The 25,201-nt window shown below is 40.9% G+C and carries 24 protein-coding genes and 1 riboswitch; of the genes, 22 read left to right on the top strand and 2 right to left on the bottom strand.

What is annotated here, in order from left to right; all coding sequences use genetic code 11:
- Positions 1 to 28: 28 nt before the first annotated feature.
- From WMZ97_RS16705 to WMZ97_RS16735, 7 genes are all read left to right on the top strand, one after another.
- Positions 29 to 748 (top strand): metal ABC transporter ATP-binding protein, encoded by a 720-nt coding sequence (locus tag WMZ97_RS16705; protein ID WP_343273234.1) that lies wholly within the window; start codon positions 29 to 31, stop codon positions 746 to 748.
- The gene (locus tag WMZ97_RS16710) at positions 682 to 1,527 is read left to right on the top strand and encodes a metal ABC transporter permease (RefSeq protein ID WP_343273235.1); all 846 of its coding nucleotides are present in this window, start codon (positions 682 to 684) and stop codon (positions 1,525 to 1,527) included. Before WMZ97_RS16705 ends, WMZ97_RS16710 begins: the two co-directional genes overlap by 67 nt.
- Positions 1,528 to 1,861: 334 nt before the next feature.
- On the top strand, positions 1,862 to 2,275 hold the full coding sequence (locus WMZ97_RS16715) for a Fur family transcriptional regulator (protein ID WP_343273236.1): 414 nt from the start codon (positions 1,862 to 1,864) through the stop codon (positions 2,273 to 2,275).
- Positions 2,276 to 2,576: 301 nt separating this feature from the next.
- Positions 2,577 to 3,908 carry an N-acetylmuramoyl-L-alanine amidase gene (locus WMZ97_RS16720; protein ID WP_343273237.1) on the top strand — a complete coding sequence of 444 codons (1,332 nt, stop codon included), beginning with the start codon at positions 2,577 to 2,579 and terminating at the stop codon, positions 3,906 to 3,908.
- Between the two features lie 259 nt (positions 3,909 to 4,167).
- Positions 4,168 to 6,567: a 3-hydroxyacyl-CoA dehydrogenase/enoyl-CoA hydratase family protein gene (locus tag WMZ97_RS16725; protein ID WP_343273238.1), complete on the top strand. Its 2,400-nt coding sequence runs from the start codon at positions 4,168 to 4,170 to the stop codon at positions 6,565 to 6,567.
- Positions 6,568 to 6,633: 66 nt separating this feature from the next.
- Positions 6,634 to 7,809 (top strand): acetyl-CoA C-acetyltransferase, encoded by a 1,176-nt coding sequence (locus tag WMZ97_RS16730; protein ID WP_343273239.1) that lies wholly within the window; start codon positions 6,634 to 6,636, stop codon positions 7,807 to 7,809.
- A 106-nt stretch (positions 7,810 to 7,915) separates the two neighbouring features.
- Positions 7,916 to 9,700, top strand: a complete 1,785-nt coding sequence (locus WMZ97_RS16735; protein ID WP_343273240.1) for an acyl-CoA dehydrogenase family protein — start codon at positions 7,916 to 7,918, stop codon at positions 9,698 to 9,700.
- 192 nt (positions 9,701 to 9,892) lie between these two features.
- Here the strand turns inward: WMZ97_RS16735 and WMZ97_RS16740 are convergent, their stop codons facing one another.
- Both WMZ97_RS16740 and WMZ97_RS16745 read right to left on the bottom strand, forming a co-directional pair.
- Positions 9,893 to 10,063 (bottom strand): hypothetical protein, encoded by a 171-nt coding sequence (locus WMZ97_RS16740; RefSeq protein WP_343273241.1) that lies wholly within the window; start codon positions 10,061 to 10,063, stop codon positions 9,893 to 9,895.
- 44 nt (positions 10,064 to 10,107) lie between these two features.
- The gene (locus WMZ97_RS16745) at positions 10,108 to 10,665 is read right to left on the bottom strand and encodes a hypothetical protein (RefSeq protein ID WP_343273242.1); all 558 of its coding nucleotides are present in this window, start codon (positions 10,663 to 10,665) and stop codon (positions 10,108 to 10,110) included.
- Between the two features lie 204 nt (positions 10,666 to 10,869).
- Between WMZ97_RS16745 and WMZ97_RS16750 the strand changes: the two genes are divergently transcribed.
- The 15 genes from WMZ97_RS16750 (at position 10,870) to WMZ97_RS16820 (ending at position 25,121) form a co-directional block, all read left to right on the top strand.
- Entirely contained in the window at positions 10,870 to 11,226 is a 357-nt protein-coding gene (locus WMZ97_RS16750; protein WP_343273243.1) for an arsenate reductase family protein, read from the top strand.
- A gap of 82 nt (positions 11,227 to 11,308) precedes the next feature.
- The gene (gene gcvH, locus WMZ97_RS16755; protein WP_343273244.1) at positions 11,309 to 11,692 is read left to right on the top strand and encodes a glycine cleavage system protein GcvH; all 384 of its coding nucleotides are present in this window, start codon (positions 11,309 to 11,311) and stop codon (positions 11,690 to 11,692) included.
- 136 nt (positions 11,693 to 11,828) lie between these two features.
- Positions 11,829 to 12,182: a toprim domain-containing protein gene (locus WMZ97_RS16760; RefSeq protein ID WP_343273245.1), complete on the top strand. Its 354-nt coding sequence runs from the start codon at positions 11,829 to 11,831 to the stop codon at positions 12,180 to 12,182.
- Positions 12,183 to 12,190: 8 nt separating this feature from the next.
- Positions 12,191 to 12,511, top strand: a complete 321-nt coding sequence (locus WMZ97_RS16765; RefSeq protein ID WP_343273246.1) for a thioredoxin family protein — start codon at positions 12,191 to 12,193, stop codon at positions 12,509 to 12,511.
- Between the two features lie 93 nt (positions 12,512 to 12,604).
- Positions 12,605 to 12,713, top strand: a riboswitch (SAM riboswitch).
- Positions 12,714 to 12,862: 149 nt separating this feature from the next.
- Positions 12,863 to 13,891: a methionine ABC transporter ATP-binding protein gene (locus WMZ97_RS16770; protein WP_343273247.1), complete on the top strand. Its 1,029-nt coding sequence runs from the start codon at positions 12,863 to 12,865 to the stop codon at positions 13,889 to 13,891.
- Positions 13,881 to 14,549, top strand: a complete 669-nt coding sequence (locus tag WMZ97_RS16775) for a methionine ABC transporter permease (protein WP_343273281.1) — start codon at positions 13,881 to 13,883, stop codon at positions 14,547 to 14,549. Before WMZ97_RS16770 ends, WMZ97_RS16775 begins: the two co-directional genes overlap by 11 nt.
- Positions 14,550 to 14,833: 284 nt before the next feature.
- On the top strand, positions 14,834 to 15,667 hold the full coding sequence (locus WMZ97_RS16780; protein ID WP_343273248.1) for a MetQ/NlpA family ABC transporter substrate-binding protein: 834 nt from the start codon (positions 14,834 to 14,836) through the stop codon (positions 15,665 to 15,667).
- A gap of 222 nt (positions 15,668 to 15,889) precedes the next feature.
- Positions 15,890 to 16,060 carry a hypothetical protein gene (locus tag WMZ97_RS16785; RefSeq protein ID WP_343273249.1) on the top strand — a complete coding sequence of 57 codons (171 nt, stop codon included), beginning with the start codon at positions 15,890 to 15,892 and terminating at the stop codon, positions 16,058 to 16,060.
- A 399-nt stretch (positions 16,061 to 16,459) separates the two neighbouring features.
- Positions 16,460 to 17,251 (top strand): Fe-S cluster assembly ATPase SufC, encoded by a 792-nt coding sequence (gene sufC, locus WMZ97_RS16790; protein WP_343273250.1) that lies wholly within the window; start codon positions 16,460 to 16,462, stop codon positions 17,249 to 17,251.
- Between the two features lie 17 nt (positions 17,252 to 17,268).
- Positions 17,269 to 18,576 carry a Fe-S cluster assembly protein SufD gene (gene sufD / locus WMZ97_RS16795; protein WP_343273251.1) on the top strand — a complete coding sequence of 436 codons (1,308 nt, stop codon included), beginning with the start codon at positions 17,269 to 17,271 and terminating at the stop codon, positions 18,574 to 18,576.
- The gene (locus WMZ97_RS16800) at positions 18,576 to 19,796 is read left to right on the top strand and encodes a cysteine desulfurase (protein ID WP_343273252.1); all 1,221 of its coding nucleotides are present in this window, start codon (positions 18,576 to 18,578) and stop codon (positions 19,794 to 19,796) included. Before sufD ends, WMZ97_RS16800 begins: the two co-directional genes overlap by 1 nt.
- Positions 19,786 to 20,226 (top strand): Fe-S cluster assembly sulfur transfer protein SufU, encoded by a 441-nt coding sequence (gene sufU / locus WMZ97_RS16805; RefSeq protein ID WP_343273253.1) that lies wholly within the window; start codon positions 19,786 to 19,788, stop codon positions 20,224 to 20,226. Before WMZ97_RS16800 ends, sufU begins: the two co-directional genes overlap by 11 nt.
- 82 nt (positions 20,227 to 20,308) lie before the next feature.
- Positions 20,309 to 21,706, top strand: a complete 1,398-nt coding sequence (gene sufB / locus WMZ97_RS16810; protein ID WP_343273254.1) for a Fe-S cluster assembly protein SufB — start codon at positions 20,309 to 20,311, stop codon at positions 21,704 to 21,706.
- A 318-nt stretch (positions 21,707 to 22,024) separates the two neighbouring features.
- The gene (locus WMZ97_RS16815) at positions 22,025 to 23,206 is read left to right on the top strand and encodes a hypothetical protein (RefSeq protein WP_343273255.1); all 1,182 of its coding nucleotides are present in this window, start codon (positions 22,025 to 22,027) and stop codon (positions 23,204 to 23,206) included.
- 514 nt (positions 23,207 to 23,720) lie between these two features.
- Positions 23,721 to 25,121, top strand: a complete 1,401-nt coding sequence (locus WMZ97_RS16820) for a bifunctional metallophosphatase/5'-nucleotidase (RefSeq protein WP_343273256.1) — start codon at positions 23,721 to 23,723, stop codon at positions 25,119 to 25,121.
- The last annotated feature ends 80 nt before the right edge of the window (positions 25,122 to 25,201 follow it).

Here is a 25,201-nt window from a genome sequence, read left to right on the forward strand (position 1 = left end):
CATGTATGTTTAAAAGGAGGAGTACGTTATGAATCTTATTACGTTGGAGAACACTGTGTTTGGTTATTCTCATGTTCCAGTTATTAACGGTGTATCACTTGAAATAAAAAGCGGACAATTTGTCGGAATAACGGGACAAAACGGGGCATCAAAATCGACATTACTAAGACTCATGCTCGGTCTGTTAAAGCCTTGGCAAGGAAAAGTGACGGTTAGTAAAAAAAATGATCAAGGACAGCGAATGAAAGTTGCCTATGTTCCGCAACAGATTGCTTCTTTTAATGTTGGTTTTCCAAGTACGGTGATGGAGCTTGTTAAGTCAGGGAGATATCAGAAAGGAAAATGGTTTAAACGACTGGATCGAACGGATGTGGAACTGGTGGAAAACGCCTTGAAAATGGTTGGCATGTGGGAATATCGTCGTCATAAAATTGGTTCGTTATCAGGCGGACAGAAACAAAAAATATGTATTGCCCGTGCTTTAGCATCTGAACCGGATGCATTTGTATTAGATGAGCCCACAACCGGAATGGATGTGGAAAGCCGGACGGAATTCTATCAGTTTATGTACCACCAGGTAAAAGCGCATAACAGAACAGTTATCATGGTGACACATGATCTGGATGAGGCGCAAAACTATTTGGATAAACACATTCGTTTGGAAAGAGAGGAACACGGAGAATGGAAATGTTTGATCTCGGATTCATGCAACGGGCATTCTGGGTTGGTGGATTCATCGGCGTTATAGCACCAATCTTAGGTGTTTTTCTTGTCTTGCGAAGACAGGCATTAATGGCGGATACGTTATCGCATATTTCTTTAGCGGGAGTAGCTATCGGTTTTTTCTTTCATGCAGAAGTGACCATCTCCAGTATTCTGGTCGTTATCATTGGTGCGATGGGGATAGAATATATGCGAAGGGCGTACCAAAGCTACTCAGAGGTGTCGATTGCCATCTTAATGGCGGCTGGTTTATCGCTTGCCATGTTTTTGATCAGTTTAAGCGAAGGTGGCATGACAACAACGATTGATCAATATTTGTTTGGGTCGCTTGTAACGATCAGTCCGAAACAAGTTTATATCATTTCCATTATAACCGTATTTATTTTACTTTATTTCTTTATCTTAAGAAAACCGTTATATTTATTAACGTTTGATGAAGATACAGCCTTTGCTAGTGGGGTGAATACACATCTTTTATCCCTTTCTTTTAGTATGACAGCCGGACTGGCCATTTCCATCATTATTCCGACTGTTGGCGCCCTATTGGTGTCCGCCCTTTTGGTATTGCCTGCTGCACTAGCGATACGAATTGCAAAAGGGTTTATCATGGTTCTTATTACAGCTGTGATTGTTTCGTTAATCGGTATTTTCACAGGTTTAATTTCTTCTTATCAGTTAGGAACTCCACCTGGGCCAACCATCACGTTATTTCTCGTCATTCTCTTGCTGGTTGCGTTTCTTATTCAGAAAGTAATTGTGATGACACTGCAACATCGCATACGGAAAAATTTACCCCACTCTTAATGGACGGTAGGACTCCCGCTTCAAATGTTGAGGAGACATCAAAAAAGGTAAGAGGGAGGTCCTTAATTAAGGTGTGGGAGGAAAGGCAGGGTAAGAACGTCACGTCTTTATGTCTTCGCCTGTATTAGAACGTCTGAGTTCGTTGGAAATCTCCAATGAATGAAGTTTCACTTTATAATTCTATCATTATATACTAAATCGTATGATGCCGCGTTTATCTGACCTCTATTATAACGTTCGCCGGTACCTCTTCATGTCGTCGATGACTTATTTTTTTTGACGCACTCTGCTACAATGAAGAGGAAGCTTTTTTGAAAGGAGTGCGGTGATATATATGATGATAGATGAAGCCTTTCAGAAATTAAAATTAAATGGATATAAAATCACCAGGAAAAGGGAAAAGATACTTTTTTATTTGGACCGGAATCCAAAATATGTGTCGGGAAAAGAAATTATTGATTACTTAAAAAAGGATTATCCAGGTTTAAGTTACGCTACCGCTTACCAGAACTTAGCGCTGTTTGGCGAGTTGGGAATCATTGAAGAAACGGAACTGAATGGAGAAAAAAAATATCAATTAAGCTGCTCGACCCATGATCACCATCATCACTTCATCTGTTTAAAATGCGGGAAGACCCGTGTTATAGAAAATTGTCCGATGGATGCTTTACCGAAATTAGATGATTTTGACATCGTAGGGCACAAGTTTGAGGTTTATGGCTATTGCAGGGAATGTCAATCATCTTAATCTTGTGTACGTCTATCTAAATCAGGACAGATTTGTTGAGTTGTGGTTTGTCAACAATGGTACTTGAACCCCTTTAGATACTGCTTGTGATATGGAGTAAAAACCCGGGATTTCTCTTGGGTTTTTATTTTTAAGTAAGCTTTCTGCTCCTAATGTTTCGCTAATTTTCTTCCTTATTAAAGTACGTTGGAATCACCTCCTGCTAAAACTAACAATCTAATTATTTCAATTGGAATGTATATTAGTAGAATTTATTGGCAAACCTGTCAATATAGCAATCTACTAATTGGAGGAGACCATTATGAAAAATAACATTATTATAGGCATCGGCTTATTTGTTTGCCTATTTTTATATCTGCCAACAGTTCATGCAGACAGTGGGCAACTGTACCAAGTCGATTCTGCAACATTAGCATTACGGGATGCACCAGACCAAAATGCAACTGTTCTCGCTGAACTAAAACAGGGGGAAAAGGTTACGATTTTTCAAGAATCATTTGGTTGGGGAAAAACATTTTACAATGGAGAAGAAGCATGGGCTGCATTACATCAACTGGCAGCAGTGAATGATACACAAACGGATCAGGTAGGTGCCGGACAACCGGACGTAAATGAACAGCAAGCACAAACTACCACTTCTTCAGAAATAAATACGAAGTCCGATAAATCAATAGAAAATGGGAAACTGTATACAGTGAAAGCACCAGCAGTAAGATTACGCAATGCCCCTGATAGCAAGGCACCAATTATTACAAAATTGAAACAGGGTGAAAAGGTTACGATTTTTCAAGAATCATTTGGTTGGGGAAAAACATTTTACAACGGAAATGAAGTATGGGTGGCTTTATATTTGCTTGATGAAGAAAATGAAACAACAGATAGCGTGATGTCAGATACAAATGAAGAAGCTGATTCGCAACAAAAAATAGAAGAGACCAAAAAAGTAGAGTCAGTGGAAAAACCGAAGCAAAAAGATGACGATAAAGAATCAGAAGCAAAACCTGGTGAAAATGATGTCGAAAAAGCGGAGAAGGCTGTCGAAACCAAAAATAAGGAAGAAAAGCAGGATCTTCCAACGAAGGACAAGGCTGAAAAACCACTGTACGGTTATCATTTCGTTATTGATCCGGGTCATGGTGGAAAAGACACCGGTGCGATTGGATCAAAGGTATATGAAAAAACATTAACACTATCTACTGCTAAAAAAGTTGAAGATCAATTACGTGATAAAGGGGCTTCGGTTACATTAACCCGGACGGATGACATATTTATTTCCTTAGAAGAACGGACGCAAATTAGTAACTCTACTGATACAGATGCGTTTATTAGTCTGCACTATAATGCATCGGAAAATCAATCAGTTCATGGGATCCATACCTTTTTCTATGATGGTAGTGAGAATCAAGAGCTTGCGAATTCTATCCAGAAGGCACTGATCAAGCAGGTAAACCTCACTGATCGTGGGGCGCAACAAGCAGATTTTCAAGTGTTACGAGATAATATGCAACTAGCTGTACTAATTGAGCTTGGTTTTATTAGTAATTCAAAGGAACAGAAGCTTCTCAAAACGGCTAGCTATCAGGAAAAGGCAGCTAAGGGTATTGTTGCTGGATTGGAAGATTATTTTAAATAAGGATTTGCTTTCCTCATACCTGGATAAAATCGAAAAGCAGATTCCTTTGTTCAGTGGGGGTGGAAAGGACAGGCTAAAACCGTCACGCCCTGTGCGTCGGCCCCTACTGCATAAAGTTTCACTGTATATAACGCATTGTTTTTATTGCAAAGTATCTGAAAATGATTTATACTAAATTACAGATGGATAGGGAACTATCTTTTATTTTTCACAGTAAAATGAATGAGTATTCATTCAAGTGAAGATAGGGGGAGAAATCATGTCACGAACAATCAAGCGTGCTGCAGTATTAGGGTCTGGTGTAATGGGATCCGGAATTGCTGCTCATTTGGCTAATGTTGGGATACCAACAATTATGCTCGATATTGTGCCAAAGGAACTGACCAAAGACGAAGTGAAAAAAGGTTTGACGTTGGATGATCGTGCGGTAAGAAACCGTATGGCTGCCCAAAGTAAAAAAGCCTTGTTAAAACAAAAACCATCACCGATTACGACCAAGGATAGTCTCGATTTAATTGAGGTTGGTAATATGGATGATGATATGGAGAAATTGGCTGATGTCGATTGGATTGTTGAAGTTGTTGTAGAACGATTGGATATTAAAAAACAAGTATTTGCAAATGTCGACAAGGTTCGCAAGCAAGGGACAATTGTCAGCTCCAATACCTCAGGGATTTCGATTGAAGCAATGGCAGCTGATTGCTCAGAAGATTTTCGAAAACATTTTCTTGGAACTCACTTTTTCAATCCACCGCGCTACTTAAAACTATTAGAAGTTACGCCTACAAAAGGTACAGATCCGGAAGTTTTGGCGTTCATGAAGACATTTGGGGAAAATGTACTTGGAAAAGGTGTAGTGGAAGCAAAGGATACACCAAACTTTATCGCAAACCGAATCGGAACTTATGGACTTCTCGTTACGGTACAAAAGATGCTTGCGGAAGGATATAGTGTCGGAGAAGTTGATTCTGTTACTGGACCGATGATTGGCCGTCCAAAAAGTGCTACTTTCCGTACGCTGGATGTAGTCGGACTGGATACGTTTATTCACGTAGCAAAAAATGTTTACGATCAAGTGGATGGAGAAGAGAAAAACATATTTGATGTACCAGACTTCCTATTAACAATGCAGGAAAAAGGCTGGTTAGGTGCAAAGAGTGGTCAAGGATTTTTCCTGAAAAAGAAAGATAAATCGGGCAGTACAATTTATGAATTAAATCCGAAAACAATGGAATACGAGGACCGTAAGAAATTAAAAACAGCGGCAACAGAAGCGGCTAAACAGCAAAAGGGTCCCCGCCGCAAATTGAAAGCGCTTGTTTCTGCTAAAGGAGACCGGGCCGGTGATTTGGTTTGGTCGGTGATGAAGCCAGCCCTTATTTATTCCGCCGAGCTTGTCGGTGAAATTGCCGATGATATCGTTTCCATTGATCAGGCGATGAAATGGGGATTCGGCTGGGAACTTGGCCCATTTGAATCATGGGATGCCATCGGTGTACGTGAGTCAGTAGAACGAATGCAACAAGAAGGCGACGCGGTTCCGGGATGGGTGCTTACGTTTTTGGAAGAAGGCAATGAATCGTTCTATAAAGAATCTAATGGAAACAAGTATTACTATGACCATGGTGATTATAAACAACAGCATTTTAATAAGAAAGAAATTAATCTAAAACGATTAAAAGATGTCAACGGGGTTATTAAAAAGAATACAGGAGCTAGTTTAATAGATTTAGGAGATGGGGTTGCTGCACTGGAATTCACTTCGAAAAGCAATGCCATTGGTCTTGATGTAATCCAAATGATCAACTTTGCTATTGAAGAAGTTGGGAAAAATTACGAAGGACTTGTTATCGGTAACCAGGGGAAAAACTTCTGTGTTGGGGCAAACCTAGCCTTGATGCTGATGGAAGCACAAGATGATAATTTCTTTGAATTGGATATGGTGATCCGTCAATTCCAAAATGTTGGGTTAACCATTAAGTATTCGAATAAGCCGGTTGTATCGGCACCATTTAATATGGCACTTGGCGGCGGAGCAGAAGTTTGCTTGCCAGCTGCAGCAATTCAGGCATCCCCTGAAACATATATGGGATTAGTAGAAGCAGGAGTTGGCCTCATCCCAGGCGGCGGTGGTATGAAAGAGCTTTATTTAAAAGAACTGCGTAATCTGCCAAAAGGAATTGATTTTGATCTGACGAAGGTAACAAATGATGTGTTTGAAAAAGTTGCTACTGCCAAAGTGTCAACATCGGCTGCAGAAGCACGGGAGAACGGTTTCTTAAATAATAACGATGCCATTAGTACGAATCCGGATCATCTATTGCATGATGCGAAAGAAAAAGTACTAGCTTTAGCGAATGCCGGTTATCAAGCACCAAAACGCGAAAAGGTTCCAGTAGTTGGTGATGCAGGGTATGCGGCAATGTTGATGGGCGCTAAATCACTGCAATTAAGTGGTTATGCATCAGACCATGATGTGAAAATCGCCGAAAAAATGGCCTATGTACTTTCTGGTGGCCGGGTAAAAGAAGGCACGGTCATTGACGAACAAGTCATGTTAGATCTAGAGCGCGAAGCATTCTTAAGCCTAATTGGGGAACCAAAAACGCAAGCAAGAATGCAACACATGCTACTCAAAGGAAAACCATTACGTAACTAGAAAAGCCGGGGCGCCCATCAATGTCGAGCGCTCCAACACAGAACAAATAGAAGAGGGGGATGAAAGGTGAAGGAAGCAGTAATTGTTGCAGGTGCAAGGACCCCTGTTGGAAAAGCCAAAAAGGGATCACTGGCACATTCCAGACCTGATGATTTAGCGGCTTTAACGATAAAGGAAACACTAAAACGAGCAGGGAATTATGATGGAAATATTGATGATGTCATTATTGGTTGTGCCATGCCTGAAGCGGAACAAGGGGCGAATATGGCACGAAACATCGCGGGATTAGCAGGGCTTAGGAATGATGTTCCCGGGATTACAATTAACCGCTTTTGTTCGTCCGGTTTGCAAAGCATCGCCTTTGCTGCCGAGCGAATTATGGTGGGAGCAAGCGATACGATGATTGCTGGTGGAGCAGAATCGATGAGTCTTATACCAATGGGTGGTCATGTGATTAAGCCAAATTCGAAGCTTGTTCAAGATGCGCCAGGTTACTATATGGGAATGGGACATACCGCAGAAGAAGTGGCTAACCGTTTTGACATTTCCCGGGCGGATCAGGACGCGTTTGCAGTACAAAGTCATGAACGCGCAGCAAAAGCAATCCAGGAAGGCAAGTTCAAGGATGAAATTATTCCGGTTGAAGTAACCGAACGTGTGGTAGGGAAAAATAACAAAATTGAAGAAAAAAGTTCTATGTTTGAGATGGATGAAGGAGTCCGCCCTGGAACGACGATCGATGTATTGGCAAAGCTTCGTCCAGCCTTTAATATCAAAGGGTCGGTTACAGCCGGTAACTCCTCGCAAATGAGTGATGGAGCCGCATCTGTATTACTAATGGATAAAGAAAAAGCCAAAGCGGAAGGACTGACACCGCTTGTGAAATTCCGTTCCTTTGCTGTAGCTGGGGTGGAACCGGAAATTATGGGTGTTGGACCGATTGAAGCTGTACCTAAGGCACTAAAAATTGCTGGGCTAGAACTATCAGATATTGGATTGTTTGAGTTGAATGAAGCATTTGCCTCGCAATCTGTCCGGGTTATTCGGGCATTGGATTTGGATCCGAATATTGTCAATGTCAACGGGGGAGCGATTGCCCTTGGTCATCCACTTGGTATGACCGGTACGAAATTAACGTTAAGTCTGATGCATGAAATGAAACGTCGCAACGTTCAATATGGTGTTGTGACAATGTGTATCGGTGGCGGAATGGGCGCTGCCGGCGTGTTTGAACTCTTGTAATCTAATAGAAAGTACGAATGGGCGAATAGAGATGGATTAATCTCCACCTTCTTTCTTGCCTGCATTTCCACATAAAATGAATTCACAATGGAAAGGGACGGTAACAATGAGTGAAACAACAGAAAAATTATTTAAAGGTGGCGCATTTTTGGTAGAAGATTTAACTGGCGATGATGTTATCACACCAGAGGATTTTACTGAAGAACACAAAATGATTGCCAAAACAACCGAAGAATTCATTACAGGTGAAGTTTTACCTGTGAAAGATAAACTGGAACATCATGAATTTGACTATTCAGTTGATTTGCTTAAAAAGGCAGGGGAGCTCGGATTATTAGGAGCGGATGTTCCGGAAGAATATGATGGTCTCGCATTAGATAAAATCAGTTCATCGTTGATCACGGAAAAAATGGCTCGTGCGGGCGGATTTGGAATTACACATGGGGCTCACGTTGGTATTGGCTCCCTTCCGATTGTATTTTTTGGAAACGAGGAACAAAAGAAAAAATATTTGTCGAAGCTGGCAACAGGTGAACTTTTAGCAGCGTATGCACTAACCGAACCTTCTTCAGGCTCTGATGCGCTAGGTGCAAAAACAACCGCTAAATTAAATGGGGCTGGTACCCATTATATTCTAAATGGGGAAAAACAATGGATCACTAACTCTGCGTTTGCAGATGTATTTGTAGTCTATGCAAAAATAGATGGGGAGCATTTCTCCGCATTTATCGTGGAACGTGCATTCCCGGGTGTCTCCACAGGGAACGAAGAAGACAAAATGGGAATCAAGAGTTCATCGACACGGACATTGATTTTGGAAGATGCGGAAGTTCCCGTGGAAAATTTATTAGGTGAAAAAGGTAAAGGACATAAAATTGCTTTCAATATCCTGAATGTGGGACGTTATAAATTAGCCATTGGCGCTGTTGGCAGTTCAAAACGCGGTCTTGAAGTAGCTACGAAATATGTAAACGAGCGTAAACAATTTAATACGCCGATTTCACATTTTTCGTTAACACAGGAAAAGTTAGCTACAATGGCAGCGGAAATATATGCAAATGAAAGCGCCGTTTATCGTACAGTGGGTCTGTTTGAACAACGCATGGGTGCCCTATCGGATGAACAATTAAAAGATGGGAAAGAAGTAGCCAAAGCAATTGCGGAATACCAAATTGAATGTTCCCTAAACAAATTTTCTGCTTCGGAAGTTCTTGATTATGTCGTTGACGAAGCCGTCCAGCTACACGGCGGTTATGGCTTCATGGAAGAATATGAAGTTGCCGGTATGTACCGAGATTCTAGGATCAACCGAATTTTTGAAGGAACGAACGAGATCAATCGCCTTATTGTGCCAGGGACATTGCTGAAAAAAGCAATGAAGGGTGAATTGCCACTACTGCAAAAAGCACAAGGCTTGCAGGAAGAGCTCATGATGATGATGCCGGAAGAAGTTGGCGATGAAGCACTGGAACAGGAAAAATATCTCCTGAAAAATGCGAAGAAAATGGTCTTGCTTGGCGCTGGTCTAGCTGCACAAAAATATATGCAAAAGCTGGAAGATGAGCAAGAAATTTTAGTAAACCTTGCTGATATGGTGAACGATGTATACAATATGGAAGCGGCCATCCTTCGTACGGAAAAAGCAATTACTCAATCGGGTGAAGAGAAAAATAAACAAAAACTGCTTTACACACAAGTATATGTTCAAGAAGCGTTCAACCGGGTTGAGGCAAATGCCAAGGAAACATTAATTGCCGTTGAGGAAGGCGACACATTACGGATGATGTTATCGTCATTACGTAAATTAACCCGTCATACGCCAACTAATGTAATTGGAAAAAAACGTGAGATCGCTAAAGGCATTATTGAAGAAGAGAAATATTACGTGTAATGAATGTAAAGACCCTGTATACATTGGTGTGCAGGGTTTTGTTAGTTTTTGATTTCAGGGATGTTATCCATGATCTGTGCCATCGTAAAGGAAATCCAAGGAATGGTTGGAGAGGTTACTGTCATATCACCTTGGAAGACATCAAAGATCGTGTACTGGTCCCCTTGGAGTGTGTATTGTTCTAGGAAACCGCTAACAGGTTCCATAATCCAGTGCAGGGCTCATCAATTCTAATTGCCCCTTCACCAATTCGTAACGATTGCCATCATCGATTGCGGCATAGTCATCATAGGTTAAGTGCTGTTCTTTCACGATATCTTTATGGTCGTCCTCGTTACGAGTATATTTTTCTCCATACCACATACATCCTTTCTTTACGATGTTTGTTTTCCTATAGTATAGCACGTTTATCCTGAGGCTGCGGCTTTAATTTGAATGCCCTGATCCTGCAATTTATGACGTAATCGGATTTTGATATTTTCAAAATATCCATTGTCACGGATGGTTAGTTTGTTACCATCTTTAAATTGGAACACGTACTTGGAGGTACTTCCATCGATGTTTGCGTGATGAACGACTCTTTTTAAGTTGTCCCATGAATAGGTGTATTCAGTTTGTGAAAATAAAGGCTGATAAGAGATGGCATTATCTGACAATACTTGATGATGCTGTGATGCTGCATAGAAAACAAATAAGCTTAAAACAACACTCATGATACTAAGTGAAACAGGAATTTTTTTGACATAAAAAATAGCAGGAAGAAGGGCTGCAACCAGTAACAGGAAAAATCCTGCGCCATATAACCAATATACGCTTGGTGAAAGAAATACAAACCAGTTTTCTTTCGTATAGTGGACATTGTTAGCAATCGCTATAGGCACAAACAACAAAAATATAGGAGCTGCAACTGCTACGACGATGCTGATGGAGATAAAAATATGCCGGGCTTCGTAATACTTTTTCATCCAAGAGCCTCTTTTCTTATATGTTCAAAAGTTAGCGCTTTGTTGTTAACCTGTGCTCAAGTATACTATAAAAAATAGCAAGCTACTATTTTTTTATTTGAATATTATAAAATTTTTCTTTCTGCTTGCAGTTCCTTCGACTGTTCCCGCCTACTTCTGCTATAATAAATGCAATCTAAACAAACAAGCAAAGGAGGGTCCCTTATGACGTTATCATTTTATTGGTACCCAAACTGTGGTACATGCAAAAAGGCAAAGAAGTGGCTGGATGACCACAACGTTGATTATACAAGCATACATATCGTGGACAGCCCGCCATCAAAAGATGAACTGTTGGAGTTGATCAAAAAAAGTGGGCAGCCCGCAAAGAAGTTTTTTAATACGAGCGGGAAAAAGTATCGTGAGGGGAATTTTAAGGAAAAAATTAAAAATGCAAGTATTGGGGAAATGGCAGAAATGCTCGCATCAGACGGGATGTTAATTAAACGGCCGATTGTAACGGATGGCCAGAAGGTAACGGTTGGATTTAAGGAAGAACTATTCCAGGAAAACTGGTTATAAATGAAGATGAAACACTAGAAATAAACAGGAATACCTAGTATAGTTATAGTATTATTTTAATGAATTAACGGAGGGGATTTCAATGAGTTTACCGGAAGACTTATTATATTCAGAAGAACACGAATGGGTAAAAAAGGAAGATAACAACGTACGAATCGGGATTACTGATTTCGCGCAAGATGAGTTGGGTGACATTGTATTTGTTGAATTACCAGAAGTTGGTGACGATATTGAAGCAGACGAGCCTTTTGGAAGTGTCGAATCTGTAAAGACAGTCTCGGAGTTATATGCACCAATCAGCGGTAAAGTCGTTGAAGTGAATGAAGAATTGGATGACAGTCCCGAATTCGTGAATGAATCACCATATGAAAAAGCATGGATGGTCGTTGTTGAACCTTCTGATGAATCAGAATTAGATGAATTGTTATCTGCAAAACAATATGCGGAAGTTATTCAGGAAGGCTAATTTTCCCATGAATGCACGTATCGTACCAGAAGGCTGGCTTGCACCTTGAAAATGGTGTAAAGTCAGCCTTGTTCACATCATAGGCTAATGTTGCAAGGACTTTTTTGCTTGATTTATGAAGGAGTGCTGTGGGATCATGATACATGAATCGGATAAAGTGATTATTGTTGAGGGGCTAACCGATAAAAAGCAAATTAACAAGGTGATCACAGAAGACTTGGAAATTGTCTGTACGAATGGAACGCTTGGTGTGGAACGGTTTGACGAGCTTTTATACACGTATGATTTAGATAATAAAGACGTCTTTATTTTAGTTGATGAGGATGAATCGGGGATCAAGCTGCGTAAACAATTGGCCCGGGAATTGCCGCATGCCAAACATTTGTATGTCAGTAGTGAATTTCGGGAAGTAGCAACAACTCCTGAACAGGTACTCGCAACAATCTTGGCAGGCAAACGCATTGACGTTAATCCGATATTTTTAATGTAGGGTGATTCATGTTGCAACAGTTTACAGAGGAAGTAATGACAAAAGAGAATTATTTCGTATATATTTTTACCCCATTGTGTGGCACATGCAAACTGGCTAGAACAATGCTGGATAAAATTGAATCGGTTCATGGCACAGACGTTTTCTATGCGATGAATGCTTCACTAAATCCGGAGTTTATGCAGAATTACAAGATTGAAAGTGTCCCATGCTTGTTAATCAAACAGGGTGGGGAGATTAAGGAACGGGTGTATGCATTCCGCTCGATTGGCCATATCTATCATTATCTACTGGAATATAAACCGGAACTGTTTGCGAATAATGCTTAAATTAGGAATTAGCGGACTATTTATTGCCGTATTGACACTTCAGAATTTAAGTGCTAATATCAATTTCATCATTAGCAATTTAATATGCATTATCTCTTATCTTGAGCGGTGGAGGGACTGGCCCTATGAACCCGCGGCAACCTTCAAATAATTCGTTTGAAAGGTGCCAATTCCTGCAAAGTTTTTCTTTGACAGATGAGGGAACGTGAAAGTATAATGACGTCTTTCTGTTCTCTTAACAGATGGGCGTTTTTCTGTTTTGGCGGGGTATAATAAGTGATAATCAATCGTCTTACAATGACACCGACTCAACCTTACTGGAATGATAACAACGGAAAAGGAGGACTACACTTGATTTCAATTGATGGGTTAAGCAAAGTTTATACATCTAATAATAAGAATATTACTGCTGTTGATGATTTAACGCTAGACATCAAGGAAGGTGAAATATTCGGCGTGATTGGTTATAGCGGAGCCGGTAAAAGTACCTTTGTTCGGCTGCTGAACCGATTGGAGGAGCCGACAAGCGGGCGAATTGTCATTCATGGGAGGGAAATCACGAACATGAATGCGAAACAGCTCCGTCTGGCACGGCAAGAGATTGGGATGATTTTTCAGCACTTTAATCTGCTTTGGTCACGTACGGTAAAAGATAACATTGCTTTTCCTTTAGAAATTGCCGGTGTGCCAAAGGTGAGACGGGACAAGCGGGTGCAAGAATTAATTGACCTGGTAGGGCTTTCTGAACGGGAGAATGCCTACCCGTCCCAGTTAAGTGGTGGACAGAAACAACGGGTTGGCATCGCTAGGGCGCTGGCAAACGATCCAAGAGTATTATTGTGTGATGAGGCAACATCGGCGCTTGATCCGGAAACAACCAATTCCATTTTGAGTTTATTGGTTGATATTAATAAACAGCTTGGATTAACCATTATTTTAATCACTCATGAAATGCACGTTATTCGTAAAATTTGTAACCAGGTGGCAGTAATGGAAAATGGCAAAATTGTCGAGCAAGGAGATGTGCTGGATGTGTTTTCACGGCCGAAACAACAAGTGACGAAACGGTTTGTAGAACAAGTAATGGGTGCAGCAGATGATCATGAGGATATAACTGAGTTGATAAATATTCATGATCGCGGAAAAATTGTTCGCTTGCATTTTATTGGAGAAACCACGAATCAGGCACTCATTAGTAAGGTGGTAAAGGAATTTGCGATTGATATCAATATTTTGCAGGGGAAAATTACCCAGACACAAGCTGGAGCTTATGGGACATTATTTGTCCAATTACTGGGTGAAGCAGCTGATTTGGACAAGGCAATTGATTTTATCCGAACTACCTCAGTAGAAGTGGAGGTGGTGCATGATGCTAGCTGATTTATTTCCGAACCTGAAAATGGAAGATTTTTGGGAGGCCACCTATGAGACGTTTTATATGACCATCTTGGCATTGATTGGCACGTTTATCCTTGGCATTTTGCTCGGACTGCTGCTATATCTGACGACCAAGGGTGGTATTTGGCAGAATAAGTTAATTAATTTTATTGTTGCTGCGGTGGTTAATATTTTCCGAGCAATCCCGTTTATTATTTTAATTTTGCTGCTATTTCCATTCACTAACTTTTTAATGGGAACGATACGGGGACCGAATGCAGCTCTTCCGGCATTAATTATTGGAGCTGCCCCATTTTATGGACGATTGGTGGAAATTGCCTTAAAGGAGGTGGATAAAGGGGTTGTAGAGGCAGCTAAATCCATGGGGGCAAAAACAAAAACCATTATTTTTCGTGTCTTGCTCCCAGAATCCATGCCAGCATTAGCTTCCGGTTTAACCGTCACAGCGATTGCTTTGATCGGTTATACCGCAATGGCAGGTGTTATCGGTGCCGGTGGTTTAGGGAATTACGCTTATTATTTCGGATTCCAGCGGCGTGAGTTCGACATTGTGTTTGTTTGTACTGTTGTTATTGTACTAATTGTATTTATTTTTCAGTTCATTGGAGACTTTATTTCCAATAAATTAGATAAGCGATAGAAAGGCGTAAGTGCCCATTTAGCGGCGTATGGACTGCGACCTGACAAGAAGGGTGGTTCGGTGTTGCTGCGCAAAGCAGCGGTCTTAACCAAACATTCCTACCGCAGGAGATAAAGGAAACATGCCACTAAAACAGGGGTATGCCGACGCCCGAGCGACAGCCCGTTCTTAGTCGGCCTTCCTTTGTCCGCTGAAACGATGTTGATTTATCGTACGGAGGTGAAGGAAGTCCACTAGCCGCCGGGCACTGAAGCCAGACAATTTGGAAAAGGGGAAAAATTATTATGAAAAAGATCTTAGCAATTGTTTCTGTATTTGTTTTACTAGTTTTAGCAGCATGTGGTAATTCCGATGAAGGTAAAAAAAGCGATGACGGCAGCACAACCATTAAAGTTGGAGCAACCAGCGTTCCGCATGCCGAGATACTAGAGAAAGCAAAGCCAATCCTTAAAGAAAAAGGGATTAACTTGAAAATTGAAGAATACCAGGATTATGTGTTGCCAAATGATGCCCTTGCAGACGGTGATTTAGATGCAAACTACTTCCAGCATATACCTTATTTAGAAAATGCGATAAAAGATACTGGATATGATTTGGATTATATTGATGGCATTCATATTGAGCCAATGGGTGTTTACTCGAAGGATTTTGACAGTATTGATGATGTGAAAGATGGTACGGAAGTTATTTTGAGTAATTCCGTGGCAGATCATGGACGTGTATTATCCTTATTTGAAAAAGCTGGGCTTATTAAATTGGATAAGAGTAGCAATATGGAAGAAGCAACTCTGGATGACATTGTTGAAAACCCAAAACACTTGAAGTTCTCACCAGATTATAATGCAGAAATATTACCGGAACTGTACAATTCCGAGGACAATGTTCTTGTTGCCATTAATACAAACTTTGCAGTCGGAGCTGGATTGAAACCTAAGGATGATGCACTTATTTTGGAAGGTGAGGAATCACCGTATGTAAATGTTGTAGCAGTACGTTCGGAGGATAAAGATAATAAAGCATTGAATACGTTAGTTGATGTGTTACATTCAAAGGAAATTCAAGATTTTATTTTGGATAAGTATGATGGCGCGATTGTTCCCGTCGGTGGCGAAGAGTAAAATTGTTATGCTTCATTAGTGAACGTGGAGTAATTGACAGTATAAGGATGTAATTAAGGGCATTTCATGAAAAAGAATGATTATCTTTTTAATAGCAGGTTATTTCACTTACTATGAATCATTTGACGTTTATACGCGTTTTGTAATGGGAATTGTCCTTGTGTTACGCTTATATTTGTAAATAAAATGAAAGGATGATTCACTATTCATAGTGGAATACGGATGAATTACACTCCCGAAATGGAGAAGGCGATGCAGCAGTCTCATGGAATTGGTTATGCCGAGTACGGGAGGAAGCTTGACAAACGACTCATTGTTGAGAAACGAAGACAGCGAGAGTATGAACAATGTAAGCATGTGGTAGCAGAGATCGATAGTCATTTGCATAGATAAAGATAATCAGTGCTGGTAACTCTTTAATGAGGCGCCAGCACTTTTGTTTGTCGTGAACATTTATTTAGAGATACAATAGTATATGACGGTTGAATACATAACGTGCTCGTAAATGTCCGATTCTGTTCTTCGTTTGCAGGACGCAGTTTACAAAGGTGATACAACTGAGCCGAACAAAGGGGTTGGCCTTTTTTCTTATTATCAGTGAGTAAAAGGCATCTCCACTGAATGAAGTTTCACTTTATGTTAGACTAGAGATACAATATAAATCTTCGTGTTATTATCATCTGAAAGAGTTGAATATACATTCGAAATGATATAAGATTGTAATGAGAATAAATTGAGAATGGATATTTATCCATTTGATAAATACACACATTAGCAATTGGAGGTATCGATATGGCAGGATCAACACTAGAAATTAAAGATCTTCATGTATCAATCGAAGGGAAAGAGATTTTAAAAGGTGTGAACCTTACAATAAAGGGTGGCGAATTTCACGCAGTAATGGGACCGAACGGAACAGGTAAATCAACCCTTGCATCCGCAATCATGGGTCATCCAAAATATGAGGTAACTCAAGGAAGTGTTTTACTGGATGGAGAAGATGTATTGGAAATGGAAGTTGATGAACGTGCGCGTGCCGGTCTATTCCTTGGTATGCAATATCCAAGCGAAATTAGTGGGGTAACAACTTCTGACTTTTTACGTTCTTCCATTAATGCACGCCGGGAAGAAGGCGATGAAATCCCATTAATGAAATTTATTAAAGAAATGGATAACACTTTAGATTTTCTGGAAATTGATAAAAACATGGCACAACGCTATTTGAACGAAGGATTCTCTGGTGGAGAGAAAAAGCGGAACGAAATTCTCCAATTAATGATGATCAAGCCAGAAATTGCTATTCTGGATGAGATCGACTCCGGATTGGATATTGATGCGTTAAAGGTCGTTTCAAAAGGTATAAATAAATTGCGTGACGAAAATTTTGGATGCCTGATCATTACACACTATCAACGTCTATTGAACTATATCACACCAGATGTCGTGCATGTTATGATGCAAGGCCGTGTTGTTAAATCAGGTGGACCAGAGCTTGCCCAGCGTCTGGAAGCTGAAGGCTATGACTGGATCAAAGAAGAATTGGGCATTGAAGATGAAGCCGCTGCTGAAGGGCAAAACGCGTAAACGTTAGGAGGGGTATTATGACGGTTGAAACAAAGTTGCCATACGATCAAGCTTATATCAAACAATTTTCACAAGATAGAAATGAACCAGACTGGATGCGGGATTTACGTACACACGCTATAGAACAGGCGGATGTACTTGAAATGCCGAAACCGGATAAAACAAGAATCGGTAAATGGAATTTCAGCCAGTTCAAACATACAGCTGAAGGTGACAAAATCACTTCACTGGACGATCTGCCGGCGGAAATTCAGGAATTTCTGGATAAGGAAAACAAACCGGAAAACCTGTTAATCCAACGAAATAATACAGTTGCCTATGCATCATTAACAGATGAATTAAAAGAAAAAGGTGTTATTTTCACCGATATATTTACGGCTTTAACAGAGCATGAGGAGTTAGTGCAACGGTACTATATGAAGGATGCCGTATCCATTGATGAACATCGTCTGACCGCCTTGCACGCTGCGCTAATGAACGGTGGTGTATTTGTTTATGTGCCGAAAAACGTTCAATTAGATAAACCGCTTCAATCGATCTTTTGGCAAGAAGATCCAGAAGTAGCGCTGTTTAATCATGTTCTTGTGGTTGCCGATGATAATAGCTCATTAACGTATGTAGAAAATTACATTTCCAGTAATCATGAGGAGCAAACAGTCGCAAATATTGTGACAGAAGTTATTGCCCAGAACAATGCGAAGATTGCCTATGGTGCGGTTGATAACTTTGCAGAAGGAACAACCACCTACATGAATCGCCGTGGGGTCGCCTATCGTGATGCGTCCATTGATTGGGCGTTGGGACAAATGAATGACGGGAATACTGTTTCCGAAAATGTTACCCATTTAGTCGGCGATAACGCTAATTCGAATGCAAAGGCTGTAACAGTAGGCCGTGGAAAGCAAACACAGAATTTCACATCGAAAATTGTACACTTTGGAAAACAAACAGAAGGCTATATCCTGCAGCATGGCGTGATGAAGGATAATGCAACAAACATTTTTAACGGGATTGGCAAAATTGAACATGGCGCATCGAAATCAAACGCCGAGCAAGAGTCACGTGTACTGATGTTAAGTGAGAAAGCCCGTGGTGATGCGAACCCAATTTTATTAATTGAAGAGGATGACGTCATGGCCGGGCATGCTGCATCAGTTGGACGTGTTGATCCGTTGCAGATGTATTACTTGATGAGCCGCGGGATAACAAAACTGGAAGCTGAACGTTTAATTATTCACGGTTTCTTAGAGCCTGTGGTTGGGCAGTTACCAATTGAATCGGTTAAAAAACAGCTGTCAGAGGTTATCGAAAGGAAGGTTTACTAATGGATGTAAACGCGATACGGCAACAGTTTCCGATATTGCATCAGGAAGTGAACGGACATCCTTTAGTATATCTTGATTCGTCAGCAACGTCCCAAAAACCGATACAAGTGATCGAAGCACTTGAAACGTATTATCGTGAGGATAATTCAAACGTGCATCGCGGTGTGCACACGCTGGGTTCCCGAGCAACCGAGAAGTATGAAGGTGCCAGGGAAAAAGTACGCCGCTTTATTAATGCAAAGAGTGCCGCGGAGATTATTTTTACACGCGGTACAACTACCTCCATTAATACGGTTGCCTATAGTTATGCCCGGAGTAATTTACAAGCTGGTGATGAGATTTTAATTACACCAATGGAACACCATAGCAATATTATTCCGTGGCAGCAAGCGGCGAAAGCTACTGGGGCTACGTTAAAATATTTACCGTTGCAAGCAGACGGTACTATCGCAATGGCTGATGTGCGTGAAGCCGTTACCGATCATACAAAAATCGTTGCGATCGCCCACGTATCCAATGTATTAGGTACCATCAACCCGGTTAAAGAGATTACGCGGATTGCCCATCAGCATGGTGCAGTAATGCTTGTTGATGGTGCACAAGGTGCTCCGCATATACAGGTAGATGTGCAGGATATGGATTGTGATTTTTACGCATTTTCCGGGCACAAAATGTGTGGTCCAACGGGCATTGGGGTATTGTATGGCAAACGCGAGCTTTTGGAGGCAATGGAACCAGTTGAATTTGGCGGTGAAATGATTGATTTCGTTGATTTGTACGATTCGACCTGGAAAGAGCTCCCGTGGAAATTTGAAGGTGGCACGCCAATTATTGCTGGAGCAATTGGACTCGCTGCAGCAATCGATTTCTTGAATGAAGTTGGTATGGAAAACATTACAGCACATGAATATCAATTAGCCGACTATGCGCTAGAGCAAATGCGCAATATCGATGGTATTACCGTTTATGGACCAGAAAAACGTGCCGCACTGGTCACCTTTAATTTACATGATGTCCATCCGCATGATGCATCGACAGCGCTTGATGCAGAAGGAATTGCGGTTCGTGCCGGACATCATTGTGCACAGCCGCTAATGAAATGGTTAGACGTAACAGCCACGGCCAGAGCCAGTTTTTATTTATATAACACGAGGGAAGATATTGATCGTCTTGTGGATGGACTCTTGAAAACAAAGGAGTATTTTGGTGATGTCTTTTAACAACCTCGATACATTATACCGAAAAGTAATCATGGATCATTATAAAAACCCACGCAATAAGGGTGCGGTAGCGGGTGATGCACTCACGGTTGATATGAATAACCCAACTTGTGGAGATCGTATTCAGCTTCAACTACAAGTAGAAGATGGGATTGTTACGGATGCGAAGTTTAACGGGGAAGGCTGTTCCATCAGTATGGCTTCCGCATCCATGATGACCCAGGCGATCAAGGGCAAGCATATTCAAGATGCTTTGCAAATGTCAAAAACATTTTCCGATATGATGCTTGGCGAAGATGTTGACATGGACGAAGCGGGTTTTGATGATGTGGCAGCGTTGCAGGGTGTTTCGCAATTCCCTGCACGGATTAAATGCGCAACCCTTGCCTGGAAAGCGATGGAAAAAGGGGTTCATGGGGAAGATAAATAAGCAGGAGTGGCTGCCATTTGCGTTAGAGTCTTGAAGCTATCAGCTACAGGATTAGAGATCATACCTAAAAGGAGGATTTTTCATGGCTAAGAACATGCCAGAAATGGAAGAGTATCAATATGGATTTCATGATAAAGATGTCTCTATTTTTCGTACCGAACGTGGCCTAACACCTAAAGTTGTCGAAGAAATTTCAAAAATAAAAGAAGAGCCGCAATGGATGCTGGATTATCGGCTGAAGGCATTGGAGCATTTCTATAAGCGCCCGATGCCACAGTGGGGCGGCGATCTTTCCGAATTGGATTTTGATGAAATTGTTTACTATGTGAAGCCGTCCGAACGACAAGGAAAAACATGGGATGAAGTACCGGATGAAATTAAGCAGACATTTGATAAATTAGGGATTCCAGAAGCGGAACAAAAGTATTTGGCTGGTGTTTCCGCACAATATGAATCAGAAGTTGTTTATTCCAGCCTGAAAAAGGATTTAGAAGAGATGGGTATCATATTTAAGGATACCGACACAGCACTTCAAGAACATGAAGAATTATTCAAGGAATATTTCGGTAAAGTTATTCCAGCCACAGATAATAAATTTGCTGCCCTTAACTCAGCAGTATGGTCTGGTGGATCATTCATTTATGTACCAAAAGGTGTGAAAACAACTACACCGCTACAGGCATATTTCCGAATTAACTCGGAAAATATGGGACAATTTGAGCGGACGTTGATCATTGTTGATGAAGGGGCATCTGTTCATTATGTGGAAGGCTGTACAGCACCTGTTTATACAACAAACTCGTTGCACAGTGCGGTTGTTGAAATTTTCGTTAAAAAAGATGCTTACTGCCGCTACACGACCATTCAAAACTGGGCCAATAACGTTTATAACCTGGTAACGAAACGTGCTACATGCGATGCTAATGCAACGATGGAATGGATTGACGGCAATATCGGATCAAAATTAACGATGAAATACCCTGCTGTTCTCTTAAAAGGCGAAGGGGCACGCGGGAATACCCTTTCCATTGCGATTGCCGGACGTGGTCAGGTACAAGATGCCGGATCAAAAATGCATCATTTGGCACCAAACACATCATCGACGATTGTATCCAAATCGGTTTCCAAGCATGGTGGAAAGGTAAACTACCGCGGACTTGTTCACTTTGGACGTAAAGCTGAGAATGCCCGTGCAAACATCGAGTGTGACACACTCATTATGGATAACGAATCGACATCGGATACCATTCCGTACAACGAAGTATACAATAATAATATTTCGCTGGAACACGAGGCGAAGGTATCTAAGGTTTCTGAAGAACAACTCTTCTATTTGATGAGTCGAGGACTTACCGAAGAAGAAGCAACTGAAATGATTGTAATGGGCTTTATCGAGCCATTTACCAAGGAACTTCCAATGGAATATGCGGTTGAAATGAATCGACTGATAAAGATGGAAATGGAAGGTTCTATCGGTTAAGATTGAAAAAGACGCTTGCATTATATTGTGCCGGCGTCTTTTTTTGTATCCATTTTGTGGTTTGCCCATTCGGCAAGGTCTCCAATGTTAAGGTCTGTACATACCTGTTCCCATTCTTAAAAAGCCACTAGGTAAAATTCTATCCTTATTCCAGTTCACCTCTAATCATTTACGGCAACGTTTGTCTGAATTTAAAAAGGGAAAGTAAAAAAGCAAGGATTACTTTTAAAAAATTACTGTTTTGGAACAAAATCTTTGTACATGCTTTGGACAGTCTGTTCTTAAACAACCTTTCAAACTAATTATGGAGGCTTCTCGATGGAAAAAATGACAATTGGTATCATTGCAGCACCCGACTTGCCTGCCTCCACTGCAGAAGTAATTAAGGATGATTTACCTGACGCTATTTCCACAATTACTTGGAATCAGATGGAATGGAATGTGGAAACCCAAATAAGTCCGCTAGCAGGAGCAGCAGAGAAGATAAGTGACATTTTGGCGGAAGCAAAAAAGTTACGGGAGAAATACCGTTGGGACTACGCGATTTGTTTAACTGACTTACCCGTTTTTTCAGGGAAAAATGTTGTGTTAGCTGACGTAAGTGTAAACGACGGTGTTGCCCACATTTCTTTACCTGCCTTTGGTGCATTACCAACACCAAAGCGCATTAAGAATACTGTTGTGAAATTGGTAAAAGAATTATATATACAGTGTACAGTTGGAGCAGAAAAACATGAGATGCGAACAAATGGAATAGGTCCGATTAATAAAGAAAAGAATAAGGGAGCTTTTAAAAAGCTAAAAGAAGTATTACGATTTCACCCATTTTTTCGGGTTTCTTCACCAACTGTTGAAGGGGTTGGTGTACGTTTTATCATTAGGTCCAAACTGAATGGATGGGCATTTGTTTTATTAGGAATGGCTATCGCAAATCGACCATGGACCATTATGCCTTCATTTAAAGGGGTTGTAGCACTTGCCTTTGCTTCAGGAGCATATGGATTGATTTTTCCTACATTATGGCAATTAAGTATGTCGTATAATCTTCCACGTTTTTTTGGTTTAATGTTTGCATCGATCTTGGCGATGCTTGTCTGGATTGTGTTTGCGCATAATTTGTGGGAACGTCCAAGTCAAAATACAACCAGTCATTTGCGCATGTTGTATAATACGGCAACGATTATCACATTGTTATTTTCTATCTTATTATATTATCTCGTATTGTTTGCGCTATTTCTCCTTGCAGTGTCTATATTTGTGCCGCCAGATCTTTTTGGTTTTCAATCCGATCAAAACGTTGGAGTGCATGACTATCTAAAACTTGCCTGGCTAGTTACGTCGGTTGCTACAGTTGCTGGTTCGATTGGGTCTGGGTTAGAGAAAACAGAGGTAGTTGGAAAGGTCACTTATGGCTATCGGCAATACCTCCGTTATGAACAGGCAAAACAAGATGAAAAGGAAGAAGAGTCAGATAAATATGGAAAAGCAGAGGATAATTAAAATGAAATTTCATTCCGTGGGGGATCCGATGTACAGGATGTGCTAGTGCTGGCTTTGTTACAGGACGTGACGGTTTTAGCCTGCCCTTTCTCCCCACTTCAAACAGAGGAACAAAGGCTAAGTTCTCAGGTATCTGAGTTGCAACGCCTTTGTGACCTGCGTCTTGCAGGCTGAGAACTGAATCGGACCTTTGTCATGCAGTTGACCCCCACTTGTCTTTTTTGATTTCGCCTCAAAATTTTGAAGTGGGGGTTTTACTACCTGTTAAGGTAGGATATAAAAAAACAAAAGGATCGGGTAACGTAATGAATTAACGAATAAATCGTATCTTTTGTGAACATCAATGTATTTGGATAGGAATCGGGACTAATCAATGCTAGTATGAAGGTAGACATCGTATCTTTTGTAGCAAGAGAGAAGGATGCAACGGTGAAATGGAAAACATGATAATGGATATTGCGCATTTTACTTGTTATCATAGGAGTTCGACTAATTGTAGAAGGTGTATCACAACATGCAGGAGAAAATCTATTTTTATTATACAAATGATTTACATAGTAATTTTTCCCAATGGTCAAGAGTAGCTGGATATATCAAGGATAAAAAGGCTAGCGCATTACTTGAACAGGCTTCCTGCTATGTGCTGGATGTCGGGGACCATGTCGATCGTGTCCATCCTATTACAGAGGCGTTTATGGGAAAAGCAAATGTCGCATTAATGAATGATGCGGGCTATGATATCGCAACCATTGGAAATAATGAAGGGATCACTCTTGGTAAAGGGGATTTGTATCATCTTTATGACGAAGCAAATTTTCAAGTGGTATGCGCAAATTTACACCATATGACAGAACCAGCACCGGCCTGGCTCAAATCCCATGTGTATGTGCAGTCAATGCATGGGGTCAAAGTTGGCATCATTGGGCTTACAGCACCGTTTAATGATTACTATGAGCTGCTAGATTGGCATGTCAATGATCCCTTTACCGTCTTAGAGCGTGAAATAAATAAACTAAAGCCGACTGCTGATATTATTGTTTTGCTATCGCATCTTGGTCTCAGTGAAGATCAGGCGATAGCAAGACGATTTCCGGAGATAGATGTGATTATTGGTGGTCATACTCATCATTTATTACGAACCGGTGAGACGATTAATCAAACACTTCTAACCGCTGCCGGAAAACATGCCTACTTTATTGGAGAGGTTCTATTGACATGGGATCATGATCAACAACAACTTGTTCATAAAGAAGCATATGCGACGGATATTACGCATGTGGCCGAAGACGAACAAACAGAAAACAAACTTCTGGAATTAACGAAACAGGCAGAAGATCGATTGGGCAAGACAGTTGTTTATTTGCAGGAACCGATTAAAGTGAAGTGGTTTGAGGATACAAAAATTATGGAGAAATTGACGGAAACGATGAAGCACTGGACAAAAGCTGATTGCGCAATGTTAAATTCCGGCGTGCTGCTTGATGAATTAATGGAAGGGGATGTCACGTATCAGGATATTCATCGAATTTGTCCGCATCCGATTAATCCGTGTGTTGTTGAACTAAATGGTAACGAATTGCTCGAGGTTGTTCGCGCATCATTTACCAAGGAATTAATGGAATTGCCGTTGAAAGGGTTTGGATTTCGCGGTGAGTTGATTGGCCGTATGGTATTTTCTGGATTGACCGTTCGTACCAAGCTTTATCCAGATGGCTATGAAACCGTCAAAGAGGTTTTATTCCATCAGGAAGCCCTTGATCCTAATCGGACCTATACGGTAGCTGTTGCCGATACGTTTACTTTTGGTCGACTGCTTCCAGAAGTTGCCCGATCAGAAACGAAAAGGTATTTTCTACCGGAACTTTTGCGTGATTTGCTTGCTTATACATTAAAAAAAGACTTCGCAAAACGGTGATTCGACGTCCAACCTCTTACTTTCGGCACCTGTCAAGTGACATTGCCCAAGCTTCATGAATACACATGTAGTGTTAGCTT

Origin of the sequence: Lentibacillus songyuanensis, from assembly GCF_039548255.1 — a bacterium.
GTDB lineage: Bacteria > Bacillota > Bacilli > Bacillales > Amphibacillaceae > Lentibacillus_C > Lentibacillus_C songyuanensis.